This is a genomic window from Granulibacter bethesdensis, assembly GCF_001889545.1.
GTDB lineage: Bacteria > Pseudomonadota > Alphaproteobacteria > Acetobacterales > Acetobacteraceae > Granulibacter > Granulibacter bethesdensis_B.
The window spans coordinates 2,148,611-2,167,771 of the sequence record NZ_CP018194.1 but is presented as its reverse complement, the minus strand read 5'-3'; the positions used below and the strand labels follow the sequence as shown (position 1 = coordinate 2,167,771).

Here is a 19,161-nt window from a genome sequence, read left to right as displayed (position 1 = left end):
TGTTTAACACGCTCTTTACAAGGGCGTCTGGTCTTGCTGCCGGCCCTTATCCTGCTGGTTGGTCTGATTGTTTCTCTGGCGCTGAGCCTTCACCGGGCCAATCACCGCATCCGGAATGAAATGGAGTCAGGTTTCCGCCTGGGGCGTGTGCTGGTGGAGGCCGTGCTGGTAACAGCCCGCGCCATGCCGACGCAGCAGGATGCGCTGACGATGGTGGCGCAACAGTTGCCGCGTGTCCGGCATCTGGACCTGTTACTGCTGCCTGCGCCTGAGATGATGGCGATGGGGATGCCGCCTCTGCTGGTCGGGCAGCGTCCGCGTGTGCCGCACTGGTTTGTCGATCTGCTGCCCCAGCCGATCGTCGCCCGGTCGTTTCCGGTGCTCTATCACGGTGCGATCATTGGCCAGATTATCCTGATCGCCAATCCGTTCGACGAAATGAAGGAAGTCTGGGGAGAGCTGTGCCTGATCGCGGTGGAGCTTGCCGCGATCTCGGTTGCCATCGTGCTGCTGATCATGTTGGCCACGTCCCTGTCGCTGCGTCCGCTCCAGCGCCTGGCGGAAGGGTTCGAGGCTTTGGAGGCGGGGGAATATGCCACCCGTCTCGGCCCGGTGACGGTGGAGGAGTTGCAGCCGATTGCAGTTCGCTTTGACAGTCTGGCCGCCCGGCTGCAACGCATCACGCAGGATAACCATCATCTGATCGACCGTTTGATCTCCATGCAGGAAGCGGAGCGGCGTGATGTCGCGCATGAGCTGCATGACGAGTTCGGCCCGGCTTTTTTCGCAATCAGGGCCGAACTGGCCTCCCTGACCCGGTGGTGCCGGGATCGGTATCAGAGTGATGGGCAGGATGGTTTATCGATCCGCGAGGTGGAGAAGATCGAGTCGCGGGTCGTGTCGGTCGGGTCTCTGGTCGATGCCATCCAGAACATAAACGCGGCCATGCTGGAGCGTCTGCGCCCGATGGTGCTGGAGGAAATGGGCCTGCCTGACGCGCTGGAGCGTCTGGTGGAGGACTGGCGGCGGCGCGTTCCCCAAACGCAGTGGGATATCATGCTCTGTGCCGGGCTGGAGCAGACACAGACGGATCTGGCTCTGACCCTGTTTCGTCTGGTGCAGGAATGTCTGACCAACATTGCCCGTCATGCCGGCGCCAGACATGTGGAGGTTGGTTTTTTCTGGCTGCCTCCCCGGCGGGAACCAGTCGGAGCCCTGCAGGATGGCAAGACGGAGCCTCCATGGCTGGGCGTCTATGTGCGCGATGATGGCGCCGGATTTTCGGGGAGCCCTTCCTATGGGTACGGTCTGCTGGGCATGACGGAGCGTGTCCGTGCCGCGGGAGGCAAGCTTTATATCGGCGATAACGGCCAGCCCGGTGCCGCGGACAAGCTGGCGGAAATGATGATGGCCTCGCAGAAGGCCGGGTTATCCGCTGAGGGATGGGGGGAGGATGAGCCGGATGATGGTCACGATGCCTGGCTGCATGGCGGTGCAGTGATTTTTGCCAGAATTCCATGGCAGGCAAAGAGCGGGGGAGTCGCTTCCCGCAGCCAATCGGCTAATATCCACGGCCTATAAGCCACGGCCTATAAGCCAAGGCCTGTAAGAAGGTATCCCGCTGAGGGTGCCGTCCGGTGGTGCAGTTCGGTCTGCCGGTGACGGTGCTGACGGTCTGAAGGATGCCGTATGAACGCGGGGAAGGAATACAGGATGAAGGTGCTGCTGATCGAGGATCATCCGATTGTTCGTGCCGGATGCCGACGTTTGCTGACGGATTATACCCCTGCGCGCAAAGTGGTTGCCGGTTCTGCTCAGGATCATGCTGAGGAGCGGGTTGAGGTGATCGAGGCCAGCACGGGTGCTGAAGGCGTGCGTCTGAACCGGGAGCACAGCCCTGCGGTCGTTGTGCTCGACCTCAATCTGCCTGACATGCCGGGGCTGGAGGTTCTGGCCGCCATGAAGGCGGACGTGCCTTCCCTGAAGGTCATTGTGTTCAGCATGTATGAGGATCCCGCTTTTGTCTCCCGCGCGCTGGAGGGTGGTGCCTCCGCCTATCTGACCAAGAATGATGATCCGTTCAGCATGCTGGAGGCATTGGACAAGGTGCTCGCGGGTGGGATGCATCTCGGTCCACGGGTTGCCGAGAAAATCGCTCTCCACACGCTGCGGGAGCCGGATGACCCCCTGCGCCCGTTATCCCGACGGGAGCGGGAGGTGTTCGATCTGCTCGGTCAGGGACGCAGCCTGAACGAGATTGCCGTGATCCTTGGCGTCAGCTACCGCACGGCGGCGCATGCGGCGCTGCAGATCCGCAGCAAGCTGGGCTATAATTCCGCGGCGGCGCTGATCAAATATGCGGTCGAACGGGCCAAGGGCAGCGTTCCTGCCTGACGGAGTAAGGCAGGGAGGTCAATGTATCCGGGGGGTTTTGTCATACAGATAGCGGTCAATGGCATGAACCTGCGTATGCATGGTCTGGCCATCCCGCCGGATGGTGATAGCAACCTCCACGGGTGGCGCCCCGCTTTGCCATAACAACCGCCACAGCGTTGCCAGATCACCCGGCTCCTTGCCATTGATAGCGGTGATCTGGTCGCCTTGTCGCAGACCGGCGGCTTCGGCCGGACCGTGTGGAACAACATCGCTGATGAGGATTCCCGCTTCCTGTTCAGCCGCCAGCAGGCCCAGCCATGGCCGACTGGCCAGCCGTCTGCCATGGGTCAGCAGCTCTGGCAGAATGGCTTGCAGGTGAGAGACCGGAATGATCAGGTTGATGTCGAGCTGTCCCGCGCCGACATCGCCCTGCTGCAACACGACGGCGGCAATTCCCAGCAGGCGACCGTCCATGCCGATCAGGGCGCAGCCACCCCAGACGGGATGCGGTGGAGTGACCAGCAGCGCATCGGGGATATGGTATTCCCAGTATCCGGCAAATTCCTGACGGGCAATGATCCGCGTTTCCACCGCATGGGTGATGCCGCCGGAGGCCGCCAGAATAGCGCTGCTTTCGCTGGCGACGTTGGAGGGATCGCCGATCTGTATGGTGGGGCAGGCCAATGCGTCAGCGGGGCGGATCAGTGCAAAGCCGCTTTCATGATCCAGCGCGATGATATGGCCCGGCGTGACCTGACCGGCCTGTGTCGTGATCCAGATCGCATCGGCGTCGTTCACCAGATAGGTCATGGTGATGACCATTTTTGTCTGGCTGGAACCGACCTCGATCACGACACCGCTCCCGGTCCGCTGCGCGCCCTGATCGTCAGCGCCATCGGGATCAAACCCATCCGGGCCAATACAACGCAGGAAGACAATTCCTTGCAGGACAGCCTCCAGATCGAAGCTGTAATCCGAAGGATGAGGCTGCATGTTTTGCGGTATTTGCCACCGGTCTTCCGACATTGTCTGCCGCTTGCTCCTTCGATCCGCCTGCGCCACTGTCGCTGTAGCCAGCGGGACTGAAAATCGCCAGCCCTCCCGCACACTCTGCCTGCCAGAGGCAGGAAATATTTTCATGACGGTGGTATTGTCCCCAGGCTGCGGACTTGATTCTTTCGGGTTTCGCTTTATCAAAACCTTCCTAAACTCTGATCCCCAAGGCATTTTTGGTCAGAGATGAAGACTTGCCACGATTACTCGTCCCGCCGGTCGTAAGGATCGTGCAGGGGGGAGGCTCGGGAGTATCCGCACGCTGGCTCCTGAGCCGGTGTAAACAGATGCAAGGGATGATATCCATGCGCGCCGTCCTTTACGGATTTTGCTTTTCCGCAAGCCTTGCCGCCGCAGCGATGGGGGGGGCAGCCCCGGCTATGGCCGCTTCGGGATGCTCCAGCCAGGCAGAGCAGGCGGCCTTTGATACAGTCGCCCTCCAGAGCGAATTGCAGGTGATCGCCAAGGCCTGCCATACCGAAGATGCGTATAACAGCTTCGTGACCCGTTACCGCCCCGCTCTGGCTGCGGCGCATGAGGATGTCAGCGCCTGGTTTAAGAAGGCTGCCGGGAAGTCTGCTCAGAAGGTCCACGATATTTTCATCACCGGCCTTGCCAATGGGCAGTCCACAAACTCCCTCAAGGAAGGCAGCGATTTCTGCGTGCTTGGCACGCCGCTGTTTACGGAAGTGATGGCGCTGCCGAAAGACAGCATGCTGGCCAGCTATGCAGCCGGTAAGGATACTTATCCCGCGACTGCACCTGCCTGTCGTGTATTGCAGGATGGACCTGCCGTGTCCGCCCCTTCTTCTTCCCGCCGCAGCAGGAAGCACTGAGCTGATTCGAGCGGGGCGCGCGGAACGTTTTCCCGTTCCCCTCCTCCCTGAGCGACGGCATTAAAAAAAACCGCCGGGCTGTTGTCCGGCGGTTTTTTCTTTCGGGGTGCGTCTTTACGGATCACACATGCCTTCCCTGATGGAGGAAAGGCATGTGCACAACAGGGTCGTTCAGTGTTTCTTGCTCTTGCTGCTGCTGCGCTTATGCGTGGCCGTTGCCTTGGAAGGCTTCGGAGCGGTGACGGCGGGGGTGATATTGGTCTTGCCCGGGGTCACGGTCACGTTCACGCGCAGGATGGCATCACCCGGCAGCAGCTGGACCGCATAGCTGTCAGCGCCCTGATAGCCCGGATCGGGGGTGTAATCGGTGCGGGTGTCATAGCCGACACTGTGCACAACCACCTTGCCGTGAGCCGGACGGGCGATCAGCAGCCCGGCCGTATAGGGGGAGCGATCGGGCTGCGTGACTTTGGCCGCGCACCAGCCGCCGTCATTCTGGACGGTCATGGTGATGGCGCTTTCCTTGCCCGGGGTCAGGGTGACTTCCTGTGCGGAGCAGGACGGGGCTGCGCCGACTGTATCAGCTTCATAAATATAGGCTGGTTTGGATGGGGCTTCCGGCGGCTTCTGACAGGCCGACAGGGCAAGCGCCATACATGCGATTGCAGGTCCGGTATAACGAAGAGTCATCAAAATCCTCCGCCGCATTGTGGCGCTTGTGCCGATCTGTGCGGTGACACTGCCATTCGGCCGCACCGTGGCATGCTTTATCGTCTGATTCCGTAAGGGGGAAGGCTGTCCGGGTATAATCTGTGCGGTTTTTCAAAAAAATAGCGATGATAGATGACAGATTGTACGAAGCTCGCCGGGCTGCATAAAAAAAACCGCGAGAAAAGAGGATTCTTTTCTCGCGGTCGGGGGCAACGGCACTGTTTCAACCTGTCGGGGGCAGGAAGGGAAGGAAAACGGTCTTTATTCAGCGGCCATTGGAATAATCGACGCTGCATCCTCATTGGCCGCATGAATGGCAACCGGCAGGCGGTGATCCATGACTTCGTGATAGCGCCCGGTCTCGCCATCCAGCGCATAGACGCCGCCGGATTCGATGTTGAACACCCAGCCATGGAGCCTCAGCCGACCATGCGCGACAGCTTCCCGCACGACGGGGTAGCTGCGCAGATTGTTCAGTTGCAAGGCAACATTGCGCATGGCCAGGGTTCGAACCGGATCGCCGCCGGTTTCGGTGGAGGGCAGGCCCTCGCACAGGCGCTGGTGATCCCCGCAGCCATGACGCAGCCAGGATTTGACATGCGGCAGCGGTTCCAGCGCGGACGGGTTCATGATGGCCTTCATCGCACCGCAATCGGAATGGCCGCATACGACAATGTCACTGACGCCCAGCACGGCCACGGCATATTCGATCGCGGAGCCGACTTCGCCGCTCAGAGAGGATTCATCCACATAAGGCGGCACGATGTTGCCGACATTGCGGGAAACAAACAGCTCGCCCGGACCACATTGGGCGATCATTTCAGGAATGACGCGGCTGTCCGCGCAGGAAATCATCAGCGCTTTCGGCTGTTGGCCTTCACGCGCAAGCTTCTCATACAGGGCCCGGTTCTGGGGAAAGACCTCGCCCCGGAATCGGGCCATACCGCTGATGAATGTATCCATGGGACGGTCTCCTGTACTGTCCTGAACGATCCTCCGCAGGAGGAAGCGACCACCCGGCCGCCCCAATGTTATGGCGCATGGATTTTTCGCAGTTGCAAAAACGCCGTGACAAAATATGGCTGGGACAAAATATGGCTGCCTGAAAAAACGCTTCAGCCGGTTTGTTGATCTTTGGTCTGCGGGGGATGCAGCGGCAGCACGATTTTGGCCCGTAACCCGCCGCCTGTGCGGTTGGACAGGGTGATGCTGCCGCCTTCCCGCTCCACGACCTGCCTTACGATGGCAAGGCCCAGCCCCATACCGCCCGTGTCACGGTTGCGGGATGCCTCGATGCGGCGGAATGGCTCCAGCACGTTTTCCAGCTCCGCCTCCGGAATACCGGGACCGTTATCCTCGATGAGGATCTGTACGTTGTGGTCGGTCGAGAACAGGGTCACATCGGCCCGGCTGGCATATTTCAATGCATTGCCGATCAGATTGGCGAAGGCCCGCTTCATGGCGACGGGGCGCACCGTATGGATACAATGTTCAGGCCCGGAATAGGTGGCAAGCTGTCCGGCATCACTGGCATCATCCACCAGCGTTTCCAGCATGGTGGCCAGATCGGCGGGGCGGCGTTTTTCAGGATCCGTATCCCCCGCCAGAAAAGCCAGCACGGAGGAGACCATGGCCTCCATCTCGTCCAGATCGTCCTCAATGGCGGCCTGAGCCTCCCTATCATCCAGAAAGCTGGCGCGCAGCCGCAGGCGTTGGATGGGGGTGCGCAAATCATGCGAGACCGCCGCCAGAGCCTGAGTACGGTCATTGATGAGATGGGAGATGCGGGTCTGCATGGCATTGAAGGCCTGTGCCACCTGCCGCACCTCACGCGGGCCGCTGGGCTTGATCTGGACCGGGGGGCCATGGCCGATCGCATCTGCTGCCTGAGCCAGTGTCCGCAGTGGCAGACCCAGCGTCCGTACCAGCATGGCGGCAGCGGCCAGTACGCAGCAGGCCAGAATCGCCGCAGAGAGCAGACCACCATAAAATCCCGGCAATCTGCCCAGAACGCCGGTTGCGAAAAACACGATGAAGCTGTCACGGGGGCCATCCTTGTCGACATGGCCCGGCAGCCGCATGGTGCCGATCAGATCACGTCTGGTGCCGATCAGGCTGCGGCCGCCCCGGCTGAGACGCAGCTCCACATTTTCGAGCAGATCCTGACTGTTGATCAGCAGCCCCTGCATCCGCAGCAGCCCCGCATCCCGGGGAGATGTCGGTGGCAGGGACAGGGCATTCCCAGGCAGGCTGAAACTGCCGATCTGAACCGGATTGGTCGGAGATGTGCCAGCTCCAGAGTCAAACCACCCGATCTGAAGGTCAGGAGAGGACAGGCGTTTCGCAAGGGCCGGCCGTTCTTCCTCCTCGGCTGCCATCAGCACGCGATAGCTCAGCGCCAGACGTTCGGCCACACGCTGAACGGCAAGGTCATCGGCATAATAGATCTCGGTCTGTTCATAGACGATAGTGCTGCCCAGAAATTCCAGCAGCGTGGCCAGCAGCAGCACCAGCGTCACGCGACCGATCAGTCCGCGTGGCCAGAGATGAAACCGCTTCATTCCCGTTCAACATCGGCGGCGAACATATAGCCGACCCCGCGAATGGTGCGGATCAACGGGCGTTCCCCTACGCGATTGCCGATCTTGCGGCGCAGGCGGCTGACCAGTACGTCAATACTGCGGTCGGAAACATCGCCAAGCCGGGTGCGTGACAGTTCCAGCAGACGGTCGCGCCCGATCACCCGTTGGGCGTTTTCCAGAAAACTCAACAGCAGATCATATTCCGCACCGGACAGATCGACGACGGCTCCGCTGGGATCGGTCAGTTCGCGGCGCTTCATGTCGATCTGCCAGCCCGCGAAGCATATTGTCTCGCTCTTGCCTTTTGCGGTTGGTTCGTTCACCGGACCGCGTCGCAGGACGGCACGAACGCGGGCGAGAAGCTCCTGTTTACCGAACGGTTTGGCAATATAATCATCCGCGCCGAGTTCCAGTCCCAGCACGCGGTCCATTTCCTCGCCCCGTGCACTGACCATGATGATCGGTACCTGACTGGACTGACGCAGTGCCTTGCAGAGGTCGAAACCGCTGCCACCCGGCAGCATGACATCCATCAGAATCAGATCCGGCATCAGCTGTTCGATGGAGGGCCACATCTCCCGTCCATCCCTTACGGCACTGGTCCGGAAACCGTTTTCACGCAGCACGCGCATGATCAGCACACGCATGCCGGGATCATCCTCGACCACGAGAATATAGGGGGCTCCGGCATTCTCTGCCGTCATGGCATTCGGTGTAGTCTGATCAACCATGAACAAGGTGCCCTGAATGACGAAAAAAGAATGATTAAACTATCATTCCGTTTATTGAGCGCCATAGGGCAGGGGACGGTTCAGGCGGCTTCAGCAAAATTATGTAATAAATTGGTTGCCCCGGTCCTGATATGCGGCATGTCTGCGGGGTGGTTGTCAGGAAAATGATGGCCCAGGCTGACATCCAGCCCGTGTACGCTGCCCCGTTCCGGAACCTCTGCCCCTGGCGGCAGCAGCACATCGACCATGCGCCCTTGAAGGGACAGCACAACCCGTGTGAATGGTCCGGCCAGCGCAATATCCTCGACGCGGGCCAGATGACCCTCGGTCAAGCGGATATGATAGGGACGTACGGAGAGCAAAGCCTTGCCATCCGGAAGGGCGGTTGCAAGAGGCTGGTGATCGGGCAGCTCGGGCAGTGACAGATGGCTGTCGCGGCTTTCCGCGATGAAAGTCACTGTCTCGCCCAGAAAACGGTGCACGAAGGCGGTGTCGGGATGCGCTTCCAGCTGCTGGGGACTGCCGACCTGCTGCAACTGTCCGGCCCGCAGGACGGCGACCCGATCGGCCATTTCCATGGCCTCCCCCTGATCATGTGTGACAAAGATGCTGGTCAGCCCGAGTTGACGATGCAGCCCCCGCAGCCATGTGCGGATATCCTTGCGCACCAGCGGGTCCAGCGCGCCGAAAGGCTCATCCAGCAACAGGGTTTGCGGCTCGGTCGCCAGGGCGCGCGCAAGAGCGATGCGTTGTTTTTGCCCGCCGGAGAGCTGATCCGGCATGCGACCAGCCAGTTCCGGCACCTGCACCAGATGAAGCAGTTCCTCTACCCGGCGGCCAATCGCGGCACGCGACGGGCGGCGTGAGCGTGGCAGAACAGTCAGGCCGAAGGCGATATTGTCGGCGACGCTCATATGGCGGAACAACGCGTAGTTCTGAAAGACGAAGCCGATATTACGTTCCTTGGCGGGGGCATGCGTCACATCCCGCCCGTTGATCAGGATCTGCCCGGTCTGCGGTTGCAACAACCCGGCGATCAGACGCAGCAATGTCGTCTTGCCCGCGCCGGAGGGGCCCACCAGAGCCAGGAATTCGCCGCTTTCAATGGGCAGGGATATGTCCCGGACCCCTGCCTCTCCCTCGAAACCAAGGCTGATATGGCGCAGTTCGATGCTCATGGCGCGGCGTCTCCATACTGGGCAGCCAGAAAGGGGAAGAGGATGAGGTTCATCGGTTGACCACCGAGATCAGACGGCGCAAGGCCAGAAAAGCAATCGAGGACAGGGCCAGCACGGCTGCCATGGCGAAAGCGGCCGTACTTTGGTAGCCATCATACAGGGTCTGGATATGCACGGGCATGGTTTCAGAGACGCCTGGAATATGGCCGGAAATCACAGAGACCGCTCCGAACTCCCCCATCGCCCGGGCGGTGCACAGCAGCACGCCTGACAGCAGCGCCCAGCCAATATCCGGCACCACGATACGGCGCAGCATAGTGCCGAACCCGGCCCCCAGCATGACGGCAGCTTCCTCCTGTTCTGTGCCCTGTGACTGCATCAGCGGCAGAATGGTGCGGGCGACATAGGGGAAGGTGACGAACAGCGTGGCCAGCACGATACCCGGTGTGGCGAAGGCAATGTGGATCCCATGCTGTTGAAGGGCCTCCCCCCACCAGCCTCGGGTGCCGAACAGCAGGATCCACACCAGACCCGCCACGACCGGGGAGATACTGAGCGGCAGGTCGATCAGGATGGAGAGCAGCTTCTGGCCGGGGAAGGAGAATTTGCTCAGCACCCAGGCGGCGGCGATCCCGCACAGCGTATTGACCGGCACAGCAATGGCCGTCACCAGCAAGGTCAGTCTGATGGCCGAGAGCGCATCCGGATCGCTCAGGGAACTGAGAGCAACATACACCCCCGCGCGCAATGCTTCGGCAAACACCGCAATCAGCGGCAGCAGCAGGAAGCCGATCACGATCAGTAATCCTGCAAGCAGGCAGAGAAGATTGCCACCGCGGAGATATTTTTTCCCGGTCATGTCTGACCTCCGGCGATAAGGCGGCGCTTGCGGGAGGTAGGGGCTGCCCAGCGCCGTTGCAGTGTTGCAACCAGCACAAGGCTGAGGGCGGAACCGGCCAGCATGAACAATCCTATGCAGGAGGCCGAGGCGTAGTGGAATTCCTGTAATTCGGAGACGATCAGGGTTGGTGCGATTTCGCTGACCATCGGGATATTGCTTGAAATGAAAATGACGGATCCGTACTCGCCAATTCCGCGTGCGAAAGCCAGCCCGAAGCCGGAGATCAAAGCAGGCAGCAGAGCGGGCAGTATAACCCGCCGGAAGCTCTGCCACGGTGATGCGCCGAGCGTGGTGGCCGCTTCCTCCTGCTCGGCGGGAAAATCAGCGAGCACGGGAGCGACGCTGCGCACCACGAAAGGCAGGCCGATGAAAATCAGCGCCAGCACAATACCGAGACGGGTGAAGGCAATCTGGATACCGAGGGATGCCAGCGGCGCACCGATCCAGCCGGACGGGCCATACAGCGTGGCCAGTGTGATACCGGCCACGGCTGTTGGCAGGGCAAAGGGCAGATCAACAATCGCATCTGCCAGAGAGCGACCGGGAAAAGGGATACGCACCAGTACCCATGCCAGCAGCAGGCCGAGCGGAAGGTTGATGAGGGCGGCCAGTGCTGCCACGCCAAAGCTGAGCTCCAGCGCGGCCAGAGCGCGTGGAGCCAGCACGGCATGCAGCATCTGCTCCACGCCGGCACTGGATGCTTTTGCAAACAGCGCCAGAAGAGGTAACAGCACCAGTGAAGAAACCCAGCCCATGGTCACACCGAAAGACAGCCAGAAACCGGGCAGGACATGATGGTCCGGAAACCGGAAGATGGCGCGGCTGAGGCTCAGGCCGGGCCGGACCGGGTCCGGTATGGTCAGGCTTTCAGGGTGACTCATCGGGCAATCTTACTGTTTTGAGGGTGTATAGATACTATCGAACACACCTCCTTCGGCAAAATGTATCTTTTGAACAGTGGCCCAGCCACCCAGGCTGCGAATATCGAACAGCTTGAGCGGTTTGAATGTAGCGCTGTAGCGGGCCAGAACGGCAGGATCAGACGGGCGGAAATAATGTTTTGCGATCAGCTCCTGTGCCTCAGGCGTGTAAAGCGCGTTCAGATACGCTGTGGCGGCTTCCCGCGTATGATGCCTGTCAACCACGGAATCAACGACGGCAACCGGTGGCTCCGCCAGAATGGATTCCGAAGGATAGACGATCTCGAACTCTCCCTTTCCCAGGTCACGCTGTGCCAGCAGGGCTTCGTTCTCCCAAGCGATCAGTACATCGCCGACATGGCGTTGAATAAAAGTATTGGTTGAGCCACGGGCGCCGGAATCAAGCACAGGCACATGCTTGTACAAAGCCGTGATAAACTCTCTGGCCTTCTGTTCATTGCCGCCCGGCTGATGCAGGGCCCATCCATAAGCGGCCAGATAATTCCAGCGCGCCCCACCACCGGTCTTGGGATTGGCGGTGATCACCTGAACGCCCGGTTTGATCAGATCAGACCAGTCATGGATTTGTTTGGGATTTCCTTTTCTTACCAGCAGGATGATCGTGCTGGTATAGGGGGATGAGAAATGCGGAAAACGGTTTGCCCAGTCTTTTGCCAGAAGGCCATGGGTAGCCAGAGCATCGATGTCGATCGACAGGGCCAGCGTCACGACATCCGCCTGCACCCCATCCAGCACCGAGCGCGCCTGTGCCCCTGAACCGCCATGCGATGTCTTGACGCTGATATCCGGATGGCCTTCCGCGTGCCATTTCTTTTCGAACAGGCGGTTGAAGTCCTTATAAAACTCTCGTGTCGGATCGTATGATACATTAAGAAGAGTGGTTGTTTCCTCTGCATGGGCTCTGGCGGGTATGCATGTGCTGACTGCACCCAGTCCCAGCATAGCAGTCAAGGAAAGACTTATGGTGCGTTTCATGGAGGCAACGATCCTTAAATTACAATTTTAGTTCGTTAATTGTATAATTTTCTTATATCTTCTGTTGAATATGACCGCAATGGATGGTGTGAATTTTTTTTCACAAATTTTTTTGGTTGAATTTTTGCGGGCTTGTTTCGAAGGAACTCTGTTGCGCTACAAAATTCATGAAATAAAACAAGTATTGAAGGATAATAAGGTTGCATTCTGTGAAAATATGGCGCATTCCATTCAAAGGAATGATGCTGAAATATGCTATGAAATCGAAAAACAGCGTCATAGTTTTATTAACTATCAATAGCTATTCAATGTTTTGTAAATCTATAAGTTTATAGAGATCTAATTAAACATGCGTTTTATGGTTCAGTCTGGTTCAGTTTTATCCAACGAGACAGAAGAAGAAAGCTTTTCCGCTTCCGCATTGGATGAGGCTGAGGCGCGCGCTCGTCGGGCGTTGGGGATCGGTGAAGGTGACGCGGCGCGATCGCATGCTGCACGGGATGCGGTTGGGGCGACTACGCCGGAGGCATTCGCGCCAACGTCGATAGAAATTCACCAGACACGTCATGAGCGCGGACAAGATCGTGGCTCTGCTGCGACGGGCCAAGGCGCTGCACTGCGTGGATGGCGGCCTGTGGCACCGCAGGTAAAGGCCGGTACCCACCAGCAGGCCAGACGCGCACGATTTGTACGTGACGGTGAAGTGCCGGTGCAGACAATCAATCGTGTGCGCCGGGATCCTGTTCCCGATGAGCGTTCAGCCAGTAACGAGCCTAATCTGGCGGCGGTCAATCTGCTGGAACAGGCACGGTCTGAAATTGATCGTCTGTTGCGGGCGCTGAAAGAGGCTCAGCAGACGATTGAAAATCAGAAAACGCGTCTCTACCACGCCGAACAGGCGAGAGATGAAGCTGTTGCTGCTTTGAAGGATATGCGCGATCAGGCACTAAAGCCGCGTCCTGTTCCGGCTGAACGGATGACTGCATCTTCTTTGGAAGATGAGCCTGTCCGGACACGGCAGCCAAGAACATATGTAAAGCGGGCCAAGCGTGAAAAAGAGCCTCAGCCTGTGAAATGGTGGATCAAGGGCTGATCCTCATATTTTTGATCCGGTTTTTTTATGAGACTTTGTCAGGCGGCGCATCATGCGCCGCCTGAATCGTCACCGGGATAGCCTCAGCGGAGTGCTGCCGCTACGGTCGGGCGGGCAAGGACGAAAAACAGCCCGGTTGCGAGCAGCATGATCGCGGCAAAGATCATGAAAATCTCGATATTATAGAAAATCATGACAGCCAGCGCCAGAATTGCCAGCCCCAAAGCCAGTGCGGGCAGGACAGGATAAAACGGTGCCGTATAGCTGCGTGGCATATCCGGTTCCGTGCGACGCAAGCGGAACAGGCTGGCCATGCTCATGATATACATGGTCAGGGCGCCAAAAGCTGACATGGTTACAATGGTGGTGGTCAGGGACTGACCCGCAATCACAATCAGATTATCGCTGTAGATTGCAGCCACGCCGACGATACCCCCGGCGATGGTGGCGATATAAGGGGTGTGGAAGCGGGGATGCACCCGACCGAGAAAATGCGGCAGGAACCCCGCGCGGGCCAGTGCAAAAATCTGTCGTGCATAGCCCATGATGATTCCATGGAACGATGCGATCAGGCCGAACAGACCCAGCCAGACCAGCATATGCAGCCAGCCGCTGTGATCCCCGACCACGAAACGCATGGCTTCCGGCAGAGGGTCATTCAGATTACTGAGCTTGCTCCAGTCGCCGCTGGCACCTGCGAACAGCATGACGCCGAAAGCAAGCAGGACCAGCGTCACGATCCCGGCAATATAGGCGACGGGAATGGTACGGCGAGGGTTTTTGGCTTCCTCGGCAGCCATGGCCACGCCTTCAATGGCCAGAAAAAACCAGATGGCGAAGGGTGTTGCCGCAAAGATGCCGCCGAGCGTGGCGCTGGAAAAATAATCACTTCCTGCCCAGCCATGATGGGTGAAATTGCTCCATGAGAAACCGGGTGAGACGACACCCATGAATACCAGCAGCTCGCCAATGGCGAGGAGGGTAATGACCAGCTCGAATGTTGCCGCAATGGTGACGCCGATCACGTTCAGCGCGATGAAGACCGCATAGGCACCAAGCGCGGCTATTTTCGGATCCAGGGTCGGGAACTGCACATGCAGATAGGCGCCGATGGCCAGTGAAATGGCCGGAGGGGCGAACAGGAATTCAATCAGGGTTGCAAAACCGGCAATGAACCCGCCCGTGGGGCCGAAAGCGCGATAGCTGTAAGCAAACGGGCCGCCTGCCTGCGGAATGGCGGTGGTCAGTTCAGTAAAACTGAAGATGAAGGCGGTATACATGGTGGCGATCACCAGCGTGGTGATCAGAAAGCCCAGCGTTCCGGCGGCGGCCCAACCATAGCTCCAGCCGAAATACTCACCGGAAATAACCAGCCCGACAGCAATGCCCCATAAGTGGAAAACATTCAGGCTTTTGTTGAGGGTGGGGGCGGAGGGGGGAGGCGAAGAGGAGGGAGAAGCCATGGATGATTCTTTCTTGGGTGGAACGTTTCATGAAACGGCTGTTTGAAATCGTCGGCGTGATGACGTTTTAAAAACGGGCGCTTTCTGCGCTGTTCTTGCGGATCATAGTGACGAGGGCACTATCATCCGGGCAGGCAAACAGTCAGCCGGGCGGATCGGCGCACAGGCTGGTGGGGACGGCTGCTCCCGGCAGAAGGGGGTCATCCTTCAGCGCTACCCCGGTCAGCTTGCGGCTTCGCGCCTCGCTCATCAACCAGGTGAGCTTGTCCGCGGCGGTCGTATAAGACAGGCCGCCGCCATGGATGTTGGAGATGCAGTTGCGTTCGGAATCGCGCCGTCCCCGCTTGGGATCATAGGTCAGATAAACCCCGAGACTGTCGGCCGCGGTCAGGCCCGGTCGCTCCCCGACCAGCAGCGCGCAGAGCTTTGCGCCGAGCCGTTCGCCGATATCATCACCCAGCGCTACCCGTGCCTGCGTGGCGATCACAATGGGGGCGATGCGCCATCCAGGCAGAAGCCCGATCACCTGATGCAGAAACGGGGCCGCATGCACCTGCACGGCGGTGGAGGAAAGACCATCGGCAATGACGAACACCACATCCCAATCCCCTTTCTGCAACATATCCGTACAGTGGGGTGAAAGGCGCCGCCCGAGATCGGGGCGACGGAGATAGGTGCTGCGGCTGTCTACATCGGCCTGCACCAGAATAGTTTCGCGCGGGGCCAGCGCCGCCTGAAGGGCTGTGGTATCCAGCGGCGTATGCACGGCATCTCTGGCGCGCGCGTGGGCGAGCTGAAAATCCAGCACATCCTGTGTGCGCATGGCGTCCCCGGCCCGGCCCAGTCCAATTCTGGCGCTGGTGGCGGCCCGCAGCCTCGCCCATGGGTCGATGATGGGCGAGGCCGTGTGGTCAGGCGGGTTCCCGGCCGATTTTTCAACCATGGGAGGTGGCCTCCGCGATCAGGCGCAGCACGCGATCATCCTGCGGGGGCAGGGCGCGAATGCGTCCGCTCCGGTCTTTCAGATCCATCTGTTCCAGCCATGTCTCGAATTCCGGTGCGGCTTTCACGCCCAGCACGGAGCGCAGATACAGCGCGTCATGAAAGGAGAGGCTCTGATAGTTCAGCATCACATCATCTGCGCCCGGCACGGCGATCAGGAAGGTGACACCCGCCACGGTCAGCAGGGTCATCAGCGTATCCATATCATCCTGATCAGCTTCGGCATGGTTGGTGTAGCAAACGTCGCATCCCATCGGCAGACCGAGCAGCTTGCCGCAGAAATGATCCTCCAGACCGGCGCGAATGATCTGCTTGCCGTCATACAGATATTCGGGGCCGATAAAGCCGACCACGGTGTTGACCAGCAACGGGTTGAAGGCGCGGGCCACGGCATAGGCCCGGGTTTCCACCGTCTGCTGATCCAGCCCGTGATGCGCGTCGGCAGAGAGCGCAGCCCCCTGTCCGGTTTCGAAATACATCACGTTCTGACCGACCGTGCCGCGTTTCAGGGACAGGGCGGCATCATGGGATTCCCGCAGGATGGCAAGGTCTATTCCGAAGCCGCGATTGGCGGCTTCGGTCCCGGCGATGGACTGGAACACCAGATCGACCGGCGCACCGCGTTTCATGATTTCCAGTGCGTTGGTAACGTGCGTCAGCACGCAGCTTTGTGTGGGGATGCTGTAGCGTTGGCGCAGTTCGTCCAGCATTTCCAGCAGGGCGATGCAGTTCGGTACATTGTCGCTGGCAGGGTTGATGCCGATCACAGCATCGCCAGTGCCATAGAGCAGTCCGTCCAATGTGGCAGCGGCGATACCGCGCAGATCGTCGGTGGGATGATTGGGTTGCAGTCTTGTCGCCAGCCGCCCCTCCAGCCCCAATGTATTGCGGAATCCGGCGATGACGCGGCATTTACGTGCGACGGCGATCAGATCCTGATTGCGCATCAGTTTACAGACGGCGGCGGCCATTTCCGGTGTGATGCCGGGCGCGACGGCGGCCAGGGCAGCGGCATCGGCTTCATGGGAAAGCAGCCATTCACGAAATCCGCCTACAGTCAGATGCGCAATTGGAGCAAAGGCGGCTGCATCATGCGTGTCGATGATCAGGCGGGTGATTTCATCACTCTCATACGGCACGACGGCTTCGTTCAGAAAACTGCGCAGCGGCAGATCAGCCAGAACAAACCGCGCCGCCACACGCTGCGCATCACTTGCAGCAGCCAATCCGGCCAGTTCATCGCCCGAGCGGCGGGGGGAGGCAGCGGCGAGAACGGATTTCAGATCATCGAAATGATGCCGCTCCCCGCCTGCGGTCGCTGTATGGCTTGCCACGGTGTATGTCCTTCCCTGCCGTTTCTGTCATGGAGGGCTGTATGACGCTCAGGGGAGAACGTCTCCCATGGTGCAGACCTTCTTCCAGAACGCATCGTCTGTCGGATTGATGCGACCGTGCAATGTAAAAACCGACATTCATCTTTCAGAAAACGACGTGTGCTGCGCTGCATGCTTCTGCCGGGTTGAGAGTGAGGCAGGATGCCGGGACCAGTATCCAGCCAGCAGGGAACCGGACAGGTTGTGCCAGATTGAGAAAAAAACAGCCGGAATGGCGGCGCTGGAGGAAATGTAAAGCCGCGCCAGAGTCGCTGCGAGGCCGGAATTCTGCATGCCGACCTCCAGAGCCAGCGTCCGGCAGACGGCTTCATTGAAACCGAGCAGGCGGCCTCCGAAATAGCCGCCGAGCAACCCGGTGGTATTATGCATGGCGACAGCCAGAATCATCGGTGCGGCCTCGGTCAGGGTATTGTCGGGCACTGCGGAGACGATTGCACCGATAATGATGATCACGGCTGCCATACACAGGATCGGCAGGCCCGGCTCCACCCGTGTGATCATGGTGGGCACAGTGTGCCGCAGCAGCAGCCCGAGCCCGACCGGCAACAGCACGATCTCCACGATGCTGAGCAACATCGCTCCATAATCAATCGGAATCGTCGAGGAGGTATAAAGCCAGGTCAGCAGCGGCGTCATGGCAACCCCGACAATGGTTGAGCAGGCGCTGATCGTGACGGAGAGAGCGACTTCTCCGCCTGACAGATAGACCATGACCGTAGAGGCGGTTCCGCTGGCGACACTGCCGGTCAGGATCATGCCTGCTGTCAGATCAGGTGGCAGGTGCAGCAGCCGGGCAATCCCCAGTGCGGCCAACGGCATGATCAGATAATGCAGCCCAAGCCCTGCCAGAACCGGGGCGGGGCGGGTGGCAAGCCTGCGGAAATCATCAAGGGTGAGCGTAATCCCCATGGCCAGCATGACCAGCGCGAGCAACGGGCTGATCCAGGGCAGGGCTATGGCAAAAGGCTCCGGCCAGAACCAGGCGAGGACAGAAACAAGGATCGCAAGCACGGGGAAAATCTGTAATCCCGGTGAGGCATTCAGTGGGGCGAGGCTCATGGCGATCCTTCAATGAAAATAGCCTGATTATGCTATCAAACAATAATCTGTTTACGACTTAACGCATGAAGGCTGCCTGATGCGCGGTATTTCGGGAAATTGGCAATCGATCAGCATCCTGTCCGTTTTGTGCGGATGCGTGGATTATACGTATGGATGGGATGTGCCCGTTGTGGCCGTCTGCGTGCTTTATGCCGGCATTGTCATGTGCGGCATGACCAGCCACTCAGTTCCGATGGTCTGCAAAGGATGTTTTGGGGGCGCTTACGGTGTTCACGGACCTGTCATCCGCTGCATGCCGGGTCATGAAAAACCCTCTTTTCGTCACGACATCTGCTGAATGTGGAGCAGCTGCTCCAAGGGAGATGTCCCGTCAGAGGCCCAGCGCATTGTCCGGAGCAGCCAGTATGATGCCAAGCCCGTCACTGGTTTTCAGGGCGACGGCAGACAGACAGAGCGGCGTTTCATAGGTGCCGTTGAAGCTGTCTTTTCCCAACACGCCATGCAGCGTCACGATATAGGGCGTTTTGCCCGGCGGCTGGGTATTGGTGCTTGCCTGAATGGTCCCGTTTGCACCGACAAGACCTGACAGGCGCAGGGCGCCATCGGCCGGAGCAAAGGTAAAGCGGCGGGATGAGCGATCAATGACCAGCGTTGCACTGGAAGGGCCGGTGCAGCGATCCCCTGCATGACCGGGGCCTGTCGGCACGGTCTGGCCGGTCAGACGTTTGGTATATCCCCCTCCAGCCGTGCTTGCACAGGCTGACAGAACGAGGAGAAACAGTGAGAGAGAAGGTCTGGTGACCTGAAAGCGGCAGAACATACTGGTGAACAGGCTGGAAGGCCGCATGGATGCAGGAATCGCA

19 protein-coding genes are annotated in these 19,161 nt (G+C 59.4%); 5 read left to right on the top strand and 14 right to left on the bottom strand.

The window, feature by feature from the left end; genetic code table 11:
* Nucleotides 1-33 precede the first annotated feature (33 nt).
* Entirely contained in the window at nt 34-1,581 is a 1,548-nt protein-coding gene (locus tag GbCGDNIH8_RS09930; RefSeq protein ID WP_072573057.1) for a HAMP domain-containing protein, read from the top strand.
* Between the two features lie 108 nt (nt 1,582-1,689).
* Complete coding sequence (locus tag GbCGDNIH8_RS09925; RefSeq protein ID WP_081368953.1) at nt 1,690-2,394, top strand: response regulator transcription factor; 705 nt, start codon at nt 1,690-1,692, stop codon at nt 2,392-2,394.
* Between the two features lie 18 nt (nt 2,395-2,412).
* On the opposite strand, the gene GbCGDNIH8_RS09920 is transcribed toward GbCGDNIH8_RS09925, so the two are convergent.
* Nucleotides 2,413-3,516, bottom strand: coding sequence for a S1C family serine protease (locus GbCGDNIH8_RS09920; protein ID WP_157692623.1), 1,104 nt, complete (start codon nt 3,514-3,516; stop codon nt 2,413-2,415).
* Nucleotides 3,517-3,734: 218 nt separating this feature from the next.
* Here GbCGDNIH8_RS09920 and GbCGDNIH8_RS09915 point away from each other — a divergent pair, with 218 nt between their 5' ends.
* Entirely contained in the window at nt 3,735-4,265 is a 531-nt protein-coding gene (locus GbCGDNIH8_RS09915) for a hypothetical protein (RefSeq protein ID WP_072573054.1), read from the top strand.
* Between the two features lie 171 nt (nt 4,266-4,436).
* Here GbCGDNIH8_RS09915 and GbCGDNIH8_RS09910 read toward each other — a convergent pair whose 3' ends face one another.
* The 8 genes from GbCGDNIH8_RS09910 to GbCGDNIH8_RS09875 form a co-directional block, all read right to left on the bottom strand.
* Nucleotides 4,437-4,955 carry a hypothetical protein gene (locus GbCGDNIH8_RS09910; RefSeq protein WP_157692622.1) on the bottom strand — a complete coding sequence of 173 codons (519 nt, stop codon included), beginning with the start codon at nt 4,953-4,955 and terminating at the stop codon, nt 4,437-4,439.
* 282 nt (nt 4,956-5,237) lie between these two features.
* The gene (locus GbCGDNIH8_RS09905) at nt 5,238-5,939 is read right to left on the bottom strand and encodes a carbonic anhydrase (RefSeq protein ID WP_072573052.1); all 702 of its coding nucleotides are present in this window, start codon (nt 5,937-5,939) and stop codon (nt 5,238-5,240) included.
* A 152-nt stretch (nt 5,940-6,091) separates the two neighbouring features.
* Nucleotides 6,092-7,537 (bottom strand): ATP-binding protein, encoded by a 1,446-nt coding sequence (locus GbCGDNIH8_RS09900; RefSeq protein ID WP_072573051.1) that lies wholly within the window; start codon nt 7,535-7,537, stop codon nt 6,092-6,094.
* Nucleotides 7,534-8,289, bottom strand: coding sequence for a response regulator transcription factor (locus GbCGDNIH8_RS09895; RefSeq protein ID WP_072573050.1), 756 nt, complete (start codon nt 8,287-8,289; stop codon nt 7,534-7,536). Before GbCGDNIH8_RS09895 ends, GbCGDNIH8_RS09900 begins: the two co-directional genes overlap by 4 nt.
* An 80-nt stretch (nt 8,290-8,369) precedes the next feature.
* Nucleotides 8,370-9,467 carry a sulfate/molybdate ABC transporter ATP-binding protein gene (locus GbCGDNIH8_RS09890; RefSeq protein WP_072573049.1) on the bottom strand — a complete coding sequence of 366 codons (1,098 nt, stop codon included), beginning with the start codon at nt 9,465-9,467 and terminating at the stop codon, nt 8,370-8,372.
* 49 nt (nt 9,468-9,516) lie between these two features.
* Nucleotides 9,517-10,326 (bottom strand): sulfate ABC transporter permease, encoded by an 810-nt coding sequence (locus GbCGDNIH8_RS09885; protein ID WP_072573048.1) that lies wholly within the window; start codon nt 10,324-10,326, stop codon nt 9,517-9,519.
* Nucleotides 10,323-11,249 (bottom strand): sulfate ABC transporter permease subunit CysT, encoded by a 927-nt coding sequence (cysT, locus tag GbCGDNIH8_RS09880; RefSeq protein ID WP_072573047.1) that lies wholly within the window; start codon nt 11,247-11,249, stop codon nt 10,323-10,325. The genes GbCGDNIH8_RS09885 and cysT overlap by 4 nt, the downstream gene beginning before the upstream one ends.
* Nucleotides 11,250-11,258: 9 nt before the next feature.
* The gene (locus GbCGDNIH8_RS09875; protein ID WP_072573046.1) at nt 11,259-12,284 is read right to left on the bottom strand and encodes a sulfate ABC transporter substrate-binding protein; all 1,026 of its coding nucleotides are present in this window, start codon (nt 12,282-12,284) and stop codon (nt 11,259-11,261) included.
* 79 nt (nt 12,285-12,363) lie between these two features.
* Between GbCGDNIH8_RS09875 and GbCGDNIH8_RS13075 the strand changes: the two genes are divergently transcribed.
* Nucleotides 12,364-12,585: a hypothetical protein gene (locus GbCGDNIH8_RS13075; RefSeq protein ID WP_072573045.1), complete on the top strand. Its 222-nt coding sequence runs from the start codon at nt 12,364-12,366 to the stop codon at nt 12,583-12,585.
* A 48-nt stretch (nt 12,586-12,633) separates the two neighbouring features.
* Nucleotides 12,634-13,377: a hypothetical protein gene (locus GbCGDNIH8_RS09865; RefSeq protein WP_157692621.1), complete on the top strand. Its 744-nt coding sequence runs from the start codon at nt 12,634-12,636 to the stop codon at nt 13,375-13,377.
* An 83-nt stretch (nt 13,378-13,460) separates the two neighbouring features.
* Here the strand turns inward: GbCGDNIH8_RS09865 and eat are convergent, their stop codons facing one another.
* From eat to GbCGDNIH8_RS09835, 5 genes are all read right to left on the bottom strand, one after another.
* On the bottom strand, nt 13,461-14,840 hold the full coding sequence (eat, locus tag GbCGDNIH8_RS09860; RefSeq protein ID WP_072573043.1) for an ethanolamine permease: 1,380 nt from the start codon (nt 14,838-14,840) through the stop codon (nt 13,461-13,463).
* 142 nt (nt 14,841-14,982) lie between these two features.
* The gene (gene eutC, locus GbCGDNIH8_RS09855) at nt 14,983-15,783 is read right to left on the bottom strand and encodes an ethanolamine ammonia-lyase subunit EutC (RefSeq protein ID WP_072573042.1); all 801 of its coding nucleotides are present in this window, start codon (nt 15,781-15,783) and stop codon (nt 14,983-14,985) included.
* Nucleotides 15,776-17,176 (bottom strand): ethanolamine ammonia-lyase subunit EutB, encoded by a 1,401-nt coding sequence (locus GbCGDNIH8_RS09850; RefSeq protein ID WP_072573041.1) that lies wholly within the window; start codon nt 17,174-17,176, stop codon nt 15,776-15,778. Before GbCGDNIH8_RS09850 ends, eutC begins: the two co-directional genes overlap by 8 nt.
* Before the next feature lie 138 nt (nt 17,177-17,314).
* Nucleotides 17,315-18,295, bottom strand: coding sequence for a bile acid:sodium symporter family protein (locus GbCGDNIH8_RS09845; protein WP_072573040.1), 981 nt, complete (start codon nt 18,293-18,295; stop codon nt 17,315-17,317).
* 373 nt (nt 18,296-18,668) lie between these two features.
* Nucleotides 18,669-19,145, bottom strand: coding sequence for a hypothetical protein (locus GbCGDNIH8_RS09835; RefSeq protein ID WP_072573038.1), 477 nt, complete (start codon nt 19,143-19,145; stop codon nt 18,669-18,671).
* Between the last annotated feature and the right edge of the window lie 16 nt (nt 19,146-19,161).